Origin of the sequence: Streptomyces sp. NPDC017676, assembly GCF_044329325.1 — a bacterium.
Classification (GTDB): Bacteria; Actinomycetota; Actinomycetes; order Streptomycetales; family Streptomycetaceae; genus Streptomyces.
Map to the genome: position 1 here is coordinate 978,661 of NZ_JBIRJA010000001.1, position 13,106 is coordinate 991,766.

Sequence of the window (13,106 nt, forward strand, 5' to 3'; positions counted from 1 at the left end):
GCGCTTCCCGCGCGGCCTCCCAGCAGCTTCGCTCGGCCGGCTCCCGTGCCGGGCGACCTGCCGTCGGCCGGTGCCGGGCCCGTACTGTGCACACCGTGAGCACTCTCGAACGCGCCCGGTGCGGCCTCAAGGCGCACCCCCTGGCGGCGGACGCGGCGCTCGCGGCCGGCGTGCTGGCCTGCATGGTCGCCGGTTCCTTCGCCGCGCCCCAGGGTCACCATGGTCTGACCTGGAGCGTCCGCACCCCGGCCGTCCTCAGCCTCGTCCTCATGCTGGCCGGCGCGGCGGCGCTCGTCTTCCGGCGCCGGGCGCCCAAGACGGTCCTCGCCGTCACCGGCACGGTCTCCCTGGTCGAGTGCGTCACCGGCGACCCCCGCGCGCCGGTCGCGATGTCCGCCGTCATCGCCCTGTTCACCGTCGCCGCGACCACCGACCGCTCCACCACCTGGCGTCTCGGCCTGCTCACCATGACCCTGCTGACGGCCGCCGCCATGCTCGCCGGACCGCTGCCCTGGTACGCCCAGGAGAACCTCGGCGTCCTCGCCTGGACCGGCATCGGCGCCACCGCCGGCGACGCCGTACGCAGCCGCCGCGCGGTCGTCCAGGCCATCCGGGACCGGGCCGAGCGCGCCGAGCGCACCCGGGAGGAGGAGGCCCGCCGCCGGGTCGCCGAGGAGCGGCTGCGGATCGCCCGCGATCTGCACGACGTCGTCGCCCACCACATCGCCCTGGTGAACGTGCAGGCCGGGGTCGCCGCGCACGTCATGGACAAGCGGCCCGACCAGGCCAAGGAGGCCCTCGCGCACGTCCGCCAGGCCAGCCGCAGCGCCCTCGACGAGCTGCGCGCCACCGTCGGCCTGCTCCGCCAGAGCGGTGACCCCGAGGCCCCCACCGAACCCGCCCCGGGCCTGAGCCGCCTGGAGGAGCTGGCCGACACCTTCCGCAGCGCGGGCCTGCCGGTGTCCGTGGCCCGCGCCGACCAGGGCACCGAACTGCCCGCCGCCGTCGACCTGGCCGCCTACCGGATCGTCCAGGAGGCCCTGACCAATGTGCGCAAGCACGCGGGCCCCGAGGCCGAGGCCCAGGTGAGCGTCGTACGCGTCGGGCCGAACGTCGAGGTCACCGTCCTGGACGACGGCCCGGGCAGGCCCGGCGGTCCCGAGGCCGGCCGCGCGTCCGAGGACGGCGGCGGGCACGGCCTGCTCGGCATGCGCGAGCGGGTCACCGCCCTCGGCGGCACCCTGACCACCGGACCCCGTTACGGCGGCGGCTTCCGCGTCCATGCGATCCTGCCCGTCAAGACGACGACGGCCCAGGGGGAGCCCGTATGACCATCCGCGTCCTGCTCGCCGACGACCAGGCACTGCTGCGCAGCGCGTTCCGGGTGCTGGTCGACTCCGAGCCCGACATGGAGGTGGTCGGGGAGGCCTCGGACGGTGCGGAGGCGGTCCGGCTGGCGAAGGAGCACGGCCCCGACGTCGTCCTCATGGACATCCGGATGCCCGGCACCGACGGCCTCGCCGCCACCCGTCAGATCGGCGCCGACCCGTCCCTCGCGCAGGTCCGCGTGGTCATCCTGACCACCTTCGAGGTCGACGACTACGTCGTGCGGGCGCTGCGCGCGGGCGCCTCCGGTTTCCTCGGCAAGGGCAGCGAGCCGGACGAGCTGCTGAACGCCATCCGGGTCGCGGCCGGCGGGGAGGCCCTGCTGTCTCCCGCCGCCACCAAGGGCCTGATCGCCCGCTTCCTCGCCCGGGGCGACGACGGCGACGGCCCCGACCCCAACCGCTCCGAGCGGCTCGGCACCCTCACCGGCCGGGAGCGGGAAGTCCTCGTCCAGGTCGCCGGCGGCCACTCCAACGACGAGATCGCCGAGCGGCTGGCGGTCAGCCCGCTGACGGTGAAGACGCACGTCAACCGGGCCATGGCCAAGCTGGGCGCGCGGGACCGGGCCCAGCTCGTCGTCATCGCCTACGAGTCGGGGCTGGTACGTCCGAGGATGGACTGATCTCCACCCACGTCTACTGCGCGCGGAGTAGGGGCCGGCGCAGGAACGGGACCTGGGGCCTACGGAACGGCCATCCGGGATGGCTCAGGGTGGTGGAGACTTCTGCCGCTCACCGAAGAGAGACCCTGACCCATGTCCTGGCTGTCCAGATTCAGCCTCGCGCAACGGGCCCTCGTCGGGCTCGTGTCCCTCATCGCGCTCGCCTTCGGGCTGATCGCGATACCCCAGATCAAACAGCAGCTGCTGCCCACCATCGAACTGCCCATGGTGTCGGTGATCGCGCCGTACCAGGGCGCCTCGCCCGACGTGGTCGAGAAGCAGGTCGTCGAACCCATCGAGGACAACCTGCAAGGCGTCGACGGCGTCACCGGTGTCACCTCCACCGCCAGTGAGGGCAACGCCGTGATCATGGCGTCCTTCGACTACGGCAACGACACCAAGCGGATCGTCTCCGACGTCCAGCAGGCCGTGAACCGGGCCCGCAACCAGCTCCCGGACGACGTCGACCCGCAGGTCGTCTCCGGCTCCACGGACGACATGCCGACCGTGGTCCTCGCCGTCACCTCCGACAAGGACCAGCAGGCGCTCGCCGACCAGTTGGACACGACGGTCGTGCCGGCCCTGAAGGACATCGACGGCGTCGGCCGCGTCCAGGTCACCGGCGTGCGCGACCTCCAGGTCACCGTCACCCCGGACGACGCGAAGCTCGCGCGGGCCGGCCTGACCCCGGCCGCGCTCGGCCAGGCCCTCCAGGCGGGCGGCGCGACCGTACCGGCCGGCTCCTTCGACGAGGACGGCGCCAACCGCACCGTCCAGGTCGGCGGCGGCTTCACCTCGCTGAAGCAGATCAAGGACCTGATGGTCACCGGCGAGGGCGCGAAGCGGCCGGTGCGTCTCGGCACCGTGGCCACGGTCGAGGAGCGGCCGGCCCCGGCCGACTCCCTCACCCGCACCGACGGCCGGCCCAGCCTCGCCGTCAGCGTGACCATGGACCACGACGGCAGCGCGGTCTCCATCTCGAACGCGGTCGAGGACAAGCTGCCCGGCCTGCGCGAGGACCTCGGCGCGGGCGCGAAGCTCACGGTCGTCAGCGACCAGGGCCCGGCCGTGTCCAAGTCCATCAAGGGCCTGACCACGGAGGGCGCGCTCGGCCTGCTCTTCGCGGTCCTGGTGATCCTGGTCTTCCTGGCGTCGGTCCGCTCGACCCTGGTGACGGCGGTCTCCATCCCGCTGTCGGTGGTGCTGGCCCTGATCGTGCTGTGGACGCGCGGGCTGTCCCTGAACATGCTCACGCTCGGTGCGCTGACCATCGCCATCGGCCGGGTCGTCGACGACTCGATCGTGGTCCTGGAGAACATCAAGCGGCACCTCGGCTACGGCGAGGAGCGCAAGGAGGCGATCCTCGCGGCGGTGCGCGAGGTGGCCGGCGCGGTCACCTCCTCCACCCTCACCACGGTCGCCGTGTTCCTGCCGATCGGCCTGGTCGGCGGCATGGTGGGCGCCCTGTTCGGCTCGTTCAGCCTCACGGTGACGGCGGCCCTGCTGGCCTCCCTGCTCGTGTCCCTGACGGTCGTGCCGGTCCTGTCGTACTGGTTCCTGCGCGCCCCCAAGGGCACCCCCGAGGACGCGGAGGAGGCCCGTCGCAGGGCAGAGGAGAAGGAGGCCGGCAGCCGCCTCCAGCGGGCGTACGTCCCCGTCCTGCGGTTCGCGACGCGCCGCCGGCTCACCAGCCTGCTCATCGCGATCGCCGTCCTGGTCGTCACGTTCGGCATGTCCGGCCTGCTGAAGACGAACTTCTTCGACCAGGGCGACCAGGAGGTCCTCACCGTCAAGCAGGAGCTGAAGCCCGGCACCAGCCTCGCCGCCACGGACGCGCAGGCGAAGCGGGTGGAGAAGCTGCTCGCCTCCACCGAGGGCGTGAAGGACTACCAGGTGACCGTCGGCTCCTCCGGCTTCATGGCGGCCTTCGGTGGCGGCACCGACACCAACCAGGCGTCGTACCAGGTGATGCTGAAGGACTCCGCGTCCTACGACGACGTGCAGAAGCAGCTTGAGGACGGCCTGAAGAAGCTCAAGGGCATCGGTACGACCACCGTGTCGGCCGGTGACGGCTTCGGCGACCAGGACCTCAGCGTGGTCGTCAAGGCGTCCGACGCCGAGGTGCTGCGGACGGCGGCCGAGCAGGTCCGCTCCACGGTCGCCGGCCTCGACCACGTCACGGACGTCACCAGCGACCTCGCGCAGAGCGTGCCGCGGATCTCGGCCAAGGCGAACGCCAAGGCGGCTGCTGCCGGGTTCGACGACCAGAAGCTGGGCGCCGCGGTGGCGCAGGCCGTGCGCGGTACGACGGCGGCCAAGGTGGTCCTCGACGACACAGAACGGGACGTCGTCGTGCGGTCGGCGAAGCCCGCGACCACGCTCGCCCAGCTCAAGGCGCTGCGCCTCGGTCCGGTGAAGCTCGGTGACATCGCCACGGTGAAGCTGGTGGACGGGCCGGTGTCCATGACCCGCATCGACGGGCAGCGCGCCGCCACGATCACGGCCAAGCCGACGGGTGACAACACGGGTGCGATCAGCGCCGAGCTCCAGTCGAAGGTCAAGGACCTGAAGCTGCCGGCGGGTGCCACGGCCGAGATCGGCGGGGTCTCCTCCGACCAGGACGACGCGTTCAAGAACCTGGGGCTGGCCATGCTGGCCGCCATCGCGATCGTCTTCATGGTCCTGGTCGCGACGTTCCGCTCGCTCGCCCAGCCGCTGATCCTGCTGGTCTCCATCCCGTTCGCGGCGACGGGCGCGATCGGTCTGCTGCTCGCCACCGGCACCCCGATGGGCGTGCCCGCGATGATCGGCATGCTGATGCTGATCGGCATCGTGGTGACCAACGCGATCGTGCTGATCGACCTGATCAACCAGTACCGGGCGCAGGGTCACGGCGTGGTGGAGGCCGTGATCGAGGGCGGCCGGCACCGGCTGCGCCCCATCCTCATGACGGCGCTGGCGACGATCTTCGCGCTGCTCCCCATGGCGCTGGGCGTCACCGGGGAGGGCGGCTTCATCGCCCAGCCCCTCGCCGTGGTCGTCATCGGCGGCCTGATCACGTCGACCCTGCTGACGCTCCTGCTGGTCCCGACGCTCTACGCGATGCTGGAGCTCCGCAAGGAGCGCCGGGCGAGGAAGCGGGCGGCGAAGAACCGGCCGGCACCGGAGAAGGCGCCGGAGCCGGCCGGAGTCTGACGCACGGCGAAGGGCCGGGTCCCGTACGGGGCCCGGCCCTTCCGGGTGCGCGGGGAAGCGCGCGTGGCTACGGAAGCGCGAGCATCCGCTCCAGCGCCAGCTTGGCGAACGCCTCCGTCTCCTTGTCGACCTCGATGCGGTTGACCAGGTTGCCGTCGGCCAGGGACTCCAGCGCCCAGACCAGGTGGGGGAGGTCGATGCGGTTCATCGTCGAGCAGAAGCAGACCGTCTTGTCGAGGAAGACGATCTCCTTGCCCTCCGGCGCGAAACGGTTCGCCAGCCGGCGCACCAGGTTCAGTTCCGTACCGATCGCCCACTTGGAACCGGCCGGGGCCGCCTCCAGGGTCTTGATGATGTATTCCGTCGAGCCGACGTAGTCCGCCGTGGCCACGACCTCGTGCTTGCACTCGGGGTGGACCAGCACGTTCACGCCGGGGATGCGCGCGCGCACGTCGTCGACCGAGTCCAGGCTGAAGCGGCCGTGGACCGAGCAGTGCCCCCGCCACAGGATCATCTTGGCGGCCCGCAGCTCCTCGGCCGTCAGCCCGCCGTTCGGCCTGTGCGGGTTGTAGACCACGCAGTCGTCCAGGGACATCCCCATGTCACGGACGGCGGTGTTGCGGCCCAGGTGCTGGTCGGGCAGGAAGAGCACCTTCTCGCCCTGCTCGAAGGCCCAGTCGAGGGCGCGCTTCGCGTTCGACGAGGTGCAGATCGTGCCGCCGTGCTTGCCGGTGAACGCCTTGATGTCGGCGGAGGAGTTCATGTACGACACCGGGACCACCTGCTCGGCGATGCCCGCCTCGGTCAGCACGTCCCAGCACTCCGCGACCTGCTCGGCCGTCGCCATGTCGGCCATGGAGCAGCCGGCGGCGAGGTCGGGCAGGACGACCTTCTGGTCGTCGGAGGTCAGGATGTCCGCCGACTCGGCCATGAAGTGCACACCGCAGAAGACGATGTACTCGGCCTCCGGGCGCGCGGCCGCGTCCCGGGCCAGCTTGAAGGAGTCGCCCGTGACGTCCGCGAACTGGATGACCTCGTCGCGCTGGTAGTGGTGGCCGAGGACGAAGACCTTGTCGCCGAGCCGGGCCTTGGCGGCGCGGGCGCGCTCGACCAGGTCGGGGTCCGAGGGCGACGGGAGGTCTCCGGGACACTCGACGCCCCGCTCGCTCTTCGGGTCGGCCTCGCGGCCGAGCAGCAGCAGGGCGAGCGGAGTCGGCTGCACGTCGAGCTCCGGGGTCTGGGCGGTGGTCACGACACGCACCCTTTCTACTTTTCGTCTAACTGACGCTATCTATCATAACTGGTTCACGTCACTTTGACGATGGCCATAGCGTCCATGTGACGTGAATCCCGCTCCGGTCCCTCCACGGGCCGCTGTCGGCGCCGAGGACCATGTGCGAGCATGAAGTCGGAAGGAAAAACGCGACAACGCGAATGCCCGGCCCGGAATGAATCCGCGGAAGCGCCGGTTGCACTCGTCGGCAAGCAGTCTCCGTACAACCCGGGAGAGATGTAGATGTCCGTATCGGACGAGACCACCACCGTCACCGACGGCATCATCCTGACCGACGCCGCCGCGGCCAAGGTCAAGGCCCTGCTCGACCAGGAAGGCCGCGACGACCTCGCGCTGCGCGTCGCCGTCCAGCCCGGCGGCTGCTCCGGCCTGCGCTACCAGCTCTTCTTCGACGAGCGCTCGCTCGACGGCGACGTGGAGAAGGACTTCGGCGGGGTCAAGGTCGTCACGGACCGGATGAGCGCTCCGTACCTCGGCGGTGCCACCATCGACTTCGTGGACACGATCGAGAAGCAGGGCTTCACGATCGACAACCCGAACGCGACCGGCTCCTGCGCCTGCGGCGACTCCTTCAGCTGAGCCGACGGCCGGCAGAGCCGCACGGTCTGACGGCCGGAAAAAGGCGGCGGTCCCCTTCCGGGGGCCGCCGCCTTCGCCATTCCCGCCCGGCCGGCGTGCCCGCGCCGGGCTGTCCCACCGCGGGTCAGCGCGGCTGGGCGGACACGTCCGGCCGCAGCGAGCCCGGCTTCACCCTCGGGACCGTCCTGCCGTCCGCGCCGACCACCGTCCGCCCGTCCAGCGGCGCGTCCAGCGTCACGGTCTTCACGTACTCCTTGGCGATCAGGACGCACACCCGGTCCGGCCAGGGCCGCTCGGTGACCGTCACCGTCACCCGGCCGCCGCTCTCCCGCGCCGACGTCCGGTAGTCGGCGCACACCCCGCCGTAGAAGCTCAGGTTCAGCGTCCGCCCGTCGGCCGTGTAGCCGTTCACCTTCACGCTCCGGCTCTTCCCGGGCGGCCGGGACGGCTGGGAGGGCCGCGGCGCCGGGGACGTGGACGCCGAGGTCAGGTAGGCCGGGTCGACCGCCGGATACGTCACGGTGAACGCGCCGCCCGCCGCGGACCCCCGCACCCGGAACAGCCAGGACGGCACCAGCGTCTGCCGCCCGCCGACGGAGTGCGCGGCCAGCCCGAACACCGCCTTCTCGACCGTCACCGTGTCCCGGGCCGCCTTCGGCGCCCCCGTGGGCGCGCCGCACGGGTGCTCCAGCCGGTCCTTCAGCGGCTCCGGGCTCGCGCACCCCCCGATCCCCATCCGGTGGCCGTCCCGCGCCGCCCCGTTCATCAGCTCCAGCGTCTTCGCCGCGCCCACGACGGGGTACGTGTCACCCTTCACCGGCGTCGCCAGCAGCCCGTGACCGCCGACCAGTTCGCCGCCGCGGCCGACGGTCAGGCCGGTCGTCCAGCCGTACGTGGGCAGCCCGCCGACCACCGGGTCGGCGTCGACCACTCGCCGGGCGCCCATCACCTGGCTCGCGTCGGTCTTCGCGCCGTCCAGCCCCGCCGCCTCCAGCACCGGTGCCGCCGCCTTCTCGGCGTCGGCCACGCTCACCGGGTCCCCGGCCGGAGCGCCCGGGTCCTGCGCGCAGACGGTCACCTTCCGGCAGTTGTCGGTGCCGGGCGCGTACCGGTCGAAGCTCCAGCCGCCCGGCGCGTCCCGGTTCACCATCAGCCGCGGCCCGGAGCCGTCCTGCCCGCCGACCCGCCAGATCCGTCCCTCGGCCACCGGCGCACCGTCGACCCCGAGCGCCTTCGCCAGCCGGACCACCCGCTCCCGGCCGACCTCGGCCCCCGGCTCGTACACCGGCGCCGAGCCGGGCCCGTCGGGCAGCTCGCCCCGCGCCACGTACCGGGCGCCGTACGGGTCCGGCTCGCCCGGTGCGACACCGCCGGTGCCGGAGCGCGCCCAGCCGTCCAGGGCGAGCGGCGGGGGAGTGCCGTGGGCTGCGCCGGGGGCGGCCGGATCGCCCGTACGGCCGTCGGTGCCGTTGCCCGCGGCGAGGTAGGCGCCACCGCCGCCGATCAGCAGGACGGCCGCGGTGGCGACGGCGACGACGACCGCGGTGGGGCGCCGGCGACCCGTCCGCCCCGGTTCCGCCGTCGTCGACCGCGGGTCCGCGGGGGACTGCTCGCGCTCCTCGGGGGCGCCGGAGTTCTCAGACCGCTCGGTGTTCACCGCATCGCTCCTCGCTGCGTCGTGTCCCGCGTCCCCTGCGCGGGGGACGGCGATGGGACGCGGCGGGGGAGCGCGCGGTTCCCGGGGTCGCGCCCCGCGGTCAGTCGCCGTAGTCCGACATCGCGTCCAGCAGCCGCGCGGACCGCGCCGGCACCCGCACCCCGTGGATGAGGGACGGCGGCACCGGCCGGGACTCGGTGTGCTCCGGGACCGCCCAGTGCGGCGCCATCCGGGCGCAGTCGCCGCGCAGCGCGGCGAGGTCGCCGTCGGGGTCGGCCGGGGCGGAAGAGGTGACCTTGAGGTTCGTCATGCCCGCACCGTAGGCACGGTCCAGGCTGCGGCAAAAGGGCTACTATCGGGTAGTTTTGCCAGCTTCAGTGGCGGCTTCCGACCGGGTAGCGTGAACTGTCCATCGCCCTCCCGTCTCCCACGACCGCCCTTCCGAACGAGCGCTCACGCGCGCACCTTCTTATTTCCGCAGGAGAATTCCGTCGTGCGCATCGCTGTCACCGGCTCCATCGCCACCGACCACCTCATGACCTTCCCCGGCCGCTTCGCCGACCAGTTCGTCGCGGACCAGCTGCACACGGTTTCGCTCTCCTTCCTGGTCGACAACCTCGACGTACGCCGGGGCGGCGTCGGCGCCAACATCGCCTTCGGCATGGGCCAGCTCGGCACCGAGCCCATCCTGGTCGGCGCCGCCGGCTTCGACTTCGACGAGTACCGGGCCTGGCTCGACCGGCACGGCGTCGACACCGAGTCGGTCCGTATCTCCGAGACCCTGCACACCGCCCGCTTCGTGTGCACCACCGACGCCGACCACAACCAGATCGGTTCCTTCTACACCGGCGCGATGAGCGAGGCCCGGCTGATCGAGCTGAAGACGGTCGCCGACCGCGTGGGCGGGCTCGACCTGGTCCTCATCGGCGCCGACGACCCCGAGGCGATGCTCCGCCACACGGAGGAGTGCCGCTCCCGGAACATCCCGTTCGCCGCCGACTTCTCCCAGCAGATCGCCCGGATGGAGGGCGAGGAGATCCGGATACTGCTGGACGGCGCGACCTACCTCTTCTCCAACGAGTACGAGAAGGGGCTCATCGAGTCCAAGACCGGCTGGAGCGACGCGGAGATCCTCGCGAAGGTCGGCCACCGGGTCACCACGCTCGGCTCCCGGGGCGTGCGCATCGAGCGGAGCGGCGAGGACCCGATCGAGGTCGGCTGCCCGGAGGAGGAGCGCAAGGCCGACCCCACGGGCGTCGGCGACGCCTTCCGCGCGGGGTTCCTGTCGGGACTGGCCTGGGGCGTCTCCCTGGAGCGCGCCGCCCAGGTGGGCTGCATGCTCGCCACGCTCGTCATCGAGACCGTGGGGACGCAGGAGTACCGGCTGCTGCGGGGTCACTTCATGGAGCGGTTCGTGAAGGCGTACGGCGACGAGGCCGGCCAGGAGGTGCGGGCCCACCTCAGCTGACGCGGCCCCGCGCCCCTTCGGGACCGCTCAGCTCACCCGGCGCACCACGTACGCCGTTCCCTTCTCCGCCGGTTCCTCCCCGACGTACTCCTGCCCCCGCATCCCGCACCACGCCGGGATGTCCAGGCGGGCCGCCTCGTCGTCGGAGAGGACCCGGACGGTCCCGCCCACCGGCACCCGGCCGAACACCTTCGCCAGCTCGATGACCGGGATCGGGCAGCGCTTGCCGAGGGAGTCGACGACCAGTTCCTCCGCCTGGACGGCCGTCGCCGGGACCGGCGCCCCCAGCTTCTCCCGGACGCCCGCCACCGCCTCCGGCAGCACCTCCAGGAACCGCTCCACGTCCGCCTCCGCCGTGCCGGGCGGCAGGGACACCCGCACGTTCCCCTCGCTCAGCACCCCCATCGCCTTCAGCACATGGCTGGGGGTCAGCGTGCTGCTCGTGCAGGAGGAGCCGGAGGACACCGAGAAGCCGGCCCGGTCCAGCTCGTGCAGCAGCGCCTCACCGTCGACGTAGAGGCAGGAGAACGTGACGATCCCGGGCAGCCGGCGCACGGCGTCGCCGACCACCTCCACGTCCGGCACCAGCTCCGGCACCCGCGCCCGGATCCGCTCCGTCAGCCCCCGCAGCCGTACCGCCTCCTGGGCCGCCTCGGCCCGCACCGCGCGCAGCGAGGCCACGGCCGCCACGATCGCCGGGATGTTCTCGAACCCGGCCGCCCGCCCCGACTCCCGCTCGTCCACCGGACCTTGGGCGGCGAACCGCACGCCCTTGCGTACGACGAGCAGCCCGACCCCCGACGGCCCGCCCCACTTGTGCGCGCCGGCCGCGAGCAGCGACCAGTCGCCCTCGACCGGCCCCCAGCCCAGCGACTGCGCCGCGTCCACCAGCAAGGGCACCCCGGCCGCCCGGCAGACCTCCGCCACCTCGGCCACCGGCTGCACGGTCCCCACCTCGTGGTTGGCCGACTGGAGGCACGCCAGCGCGGTGTCCGCCCGGAGCGCGGCCGCGTACCCCGCCGGGTCGACGGCTCCCGCCCGGTCGACGGCCACCCGGGTGACCACCCCGCCGTCCGCCTCGAACACCTCCGCCGAATGGAGTACGGAGGAGTGTTCTACGGACGACACGATCAGGTGGCGTCCCACCCGCCGCCGCCCGGCCAACGCCCCGGCGACCCCCGTGTGTACGGCCCGGGTGCCGGACGGCGTGAACACCACCTCGTCCGCCCGGCAGCCGACGGCCTCGGCGGCCGCCTCCCGCGAGGCGTCCAGCAGCATCCGGGCCTTGCGTCCCTCCCGGTAGAGCCGGGCCGGATCGGCCCATCCCTCATCCAAGGAGGCCAACAGCGCCTGACGGGCGACGGGATGGAGAGGAACGGCGGAGGCAGCGTCAAAGTAGGCCATACGGCAACGTTAAGACCCCTGCGGAGGCAGCCGGCCCGGGGGCGCGGCGAACGGCGCGACCAGCCACGATCGACCCGCAGCCGCCAATCCAGCGAACCACCCGAGTCAGTAGGCACCCCTCCTCGCGAACCCTCGGAGAGGGTGGGCTAGGGTTTGGTCCGCATAAACATCCAAACCCCTGCCCGACGCAGGGCGGCGACCGACCAGCGAGAAGGCCGCAGCCGACCGCGCGGGCGAGACTCTCGGGAAGGCGCTACGTGAGTCCCAACGGCTCCGACCGCTCGCCGCGGCGCCCGATGCGGCGGAAGCTGCTGCAGGCACTGACCGCGGGCCTGGTCCTGGCGACCGCAACCGGTTGCACATACAAGGACTTCCCCCGCCTTGGCATGCCCACCCCGACCACGGAAGAGGCTCCGCGGATCCTCTCCCTGTGGCAGGGCTCCTGGGCTGCCGCGCTCGCCGTCGGCGTGCTGGTGTGGGGCCTGATCCTGTGGAGTGCCCTCTTCCACCGGCGCAGCCGCACCAAGGTCGAGGTCCCTCCGCAGACCCGGTACAACATGCCGATCGAGGCCCTGTACACGGTGGTCCCGATCATCATCATCTCGGTGCTCTTCTACTTCACGGCCCGGGACGAGTCGAAGCTCCTGGACACCTCGAAGAAGCCCGACGTCACGGTCAACGTGGTCGGCTTCCAGTGGAGCTGGGGCTTCAACTACATCGAGAACGTCCCCGGTTCCTCCGGCGACGCCAGGACCGACAAGAACCTGGAAGCCATTCCGGACCGGCTCAAGGACCAGTTCCCGGCGAACGCCGGCGGTGTCTACGACGTCGGCACGCCGGGCACGCGGAACCCGCAGACGAACAACCCCGGCCCGACGCTGTGGCTGCCCAAGGGCAAGACGGTCCGCTTCGTCCTGACCTCGCGTGATGTCATCCACTCCTTCTGGGTGGTGCCGTTCCTGATGAAGCAGGACGTCATCCCCGGTCACACCAACGCCTTCCAGGTGACCCCCAACAAGGAGGGCACCTTCCTCGGCAAGTGCGCCGAGCTCTGCGGCGTGGACCACTCCCGGATGCTGTTCAACGTGAAGGTCGTCTCCCCGGAGCGCTACGCGCAGCACCTCAAGGAGCTCGCGCAGAAGGGGCAGACCGGTTACATTCCGGCCGGCATCGCGCAGACGAGCCACGAGAAGAACCAGAGGACGAACAACCTGTGAGCATCCTCAACGAACCCCAGGGTGCCGCGGCAGCTGAAGGCTCGCACGCCGACGAGCTGCCGGTCCGGCGCAAGCAGCCCGGCAATGTCGTGGTGAAGTGGCTGACGACCACCGACCACAAGACGATCGGCACGCTGTATCTGGCGACGTCGTTCGCGTTCTTCCTGATCGGTGGCGTGATGGCGCTGCTCATGCGCGCCGAGCTGGCCCGGCCGGGCCTGCAGATCATGTCGAACGAGCAGTTC

Annotated in this window: 10 protein-coding genes and 1 pseudogene; 7 read left to right on the top strand and 4 right to left on the bottom strand. The window is 72.0% G+C overall.

Annotation, left to right across the window (positions count from 1 at the left end; all coding sequences use genetic code 11):
- The first annotated feature begins 95 nt into the window (after positions 1-95).
- The 3 genes from ACH4LD_RS04400 to ACH4LD_RS04410 all read left to right on the top strand — a co-directional run bounded on the left by ACH4LD_RS04400 (position 96) and on the right by ACH4LD_RS04410 (position 5,242).
- A complete protein-coding gene (locus ACH4LD_RS04400) occupies positions 96-1,331 on the top strand; it encodes a sensor histidine kinase (RefSeq protein WP_398053580.1) in 1,236 nt (411 codons plus the stop codon).
- Positions 1,328-2,008, top strand: a complete 681-nt coding sequence (locus ACH4LD_RS04405) for a response regulator (RefSeq protein ID WP_398053581.1) — start codon at positions 1,328-1,330, stop codon at positions 2,006-2,008. Before ACH4LD_RS04400 ends, ACH4LD_RS04405 begins: the two co-directional genes overlap by 4 nt.
- Positions 2,009-2,140: 132 nt before the next feature.
- Complete coding sequence (locus tag ACH4LD_RS04410) at positions 2,141-5,242, top strand: efflux RND transporter permease subunit (protein WP_398053582.1); 3,102 nt, start codon at positions 2,141-2,143, stop codon at positions 5,240-5,242.
- 67 nt (positions 5,243-5,309) lie between these two features.
- Here ACH4LD_RS04410 and nadA read toward each other — a convergent pair whose 3' ends face one another.
- The gene (gene nadA, locus ACH4LD_RS04415; RefSeq protein ID WP_398053583.1) at positions 5,310-6,494 is read right to left on the bottom strand and encodes a quinolinate synthase NadA; all 1,185 of its coding nucleotides are present in this window, start codon (positions 6,492-6,494) and stop codon (positions 5,310-5,312) included.
- 264 nt (positions 6,495-6,758) lie between these two features.
- Here nadA and ACH4LD_RS04420 point away from each other — a divergent pair, with 264 nt between their 5' ends.
- On the top strand, positions 6,759-7,115 hold the full coding sequence (locus ACH4LD_RS04420) for an iron-sulfur cluster assembly accessory protein (RefSeq protein ID WP_028422454.1): 357 nt from the start codon (positions 6,759-6,761) through the stop codon (positions 7,113-7,115).
- 124 nt (positions 7,116-7,239) lie between these two features.
- Here the strand turns inward: ACH4LD_RS04420 and ACH4LD_RS04425 are convergent, their stop codons facing one another.
- Together ACH4LD_RS04425 and ACH4LD_RS04430 are read right to left on the bottom strand one after the other, a co-directional pair.
- Positions 7,240-8,772: a hypothetical protein gene (locus tag ACH4LD_RS04425; protein WP_398053584.1), complete on the bottom strand. Its 1,533-nt coding sequence runs from the start codon at positions 8,770-8,772 to the stop codon at positions 7,240-7,242.
- Between the two features lie 100 nt (positions 8,773-8,872).
- On the bottom strand, positions 8,873-9,082 hold the full coding sequence (locus ACH4LD_RS04430; RefSeq protein ID WP_132783825.1) for a hypothetical protein: 210 nt from the start codon (positions 9,080-9,082) through the stop codon (positions 8,873-8,875).
- Between the two features lie 183 nt (positions 9,083-9,265).
- Here ACH4LD_RS04430 and ACH4LD_RS04435 point away from each other — a divergent pair, with 183 nt between their 5' ends.
- Positions 9,266-10,240: a carbohydrate kinase family protein gene (locus ACH4LD_RS04435; RefSeq protein ID WP_132783826.1), complete on the top strand. Its 975-nt coding sequence runs from the start codon at positions 9,266-9,268 to the stop codon at positions 10,238-10,240.
- Positions 10,241-10,267: 27 nt separating this feature from the next.
- Here the strand turns inward: ACH4LD_RS04435 and ACH4LD_RS04440 are convergent, their stop codons facing one another.
- The gene (locus ACH4LD_RS04440) at positions 10,268-11,644 is read right to left on the bottom strand and encodes a cysteine desulfurase/sulfurtransferase TusA family protein (RefSeq protein ID WP_398053585.1); all 1,377 of its coding nucleotides are present in this window, start codon (positions 11,642-11,644) and stop codon (positions 10,268-10,270) included.
- Positions 11,645-11,901: 257 nt separating this feature from the next.
- On the opposite strand from ACH4LD_RS04440, the gene coxB reads away from it, so the two are divergent.
- Positions 11,902-12,861 (top strand): cytochrome c oxidase subunit II, encoded by a 960-nt coding sequence (gene coxB / locus ACH4LD_RS04445; RefSeq protein WP_132783828.1) that lies wholly within the window; start codon positions 11,902-11,904, stop codon positions 12,859-12,861.
- A pseudogene (locus tag ACH4LD_RS04450) lies at positions 12,858-13,106 on the top strand (cytochrome ubiquinol oxidase subunit I); the annotation flags it as partial. The gene coxB and the pseudogene ACH4LD_RS04450, both read left to right, overlap by 4 nt.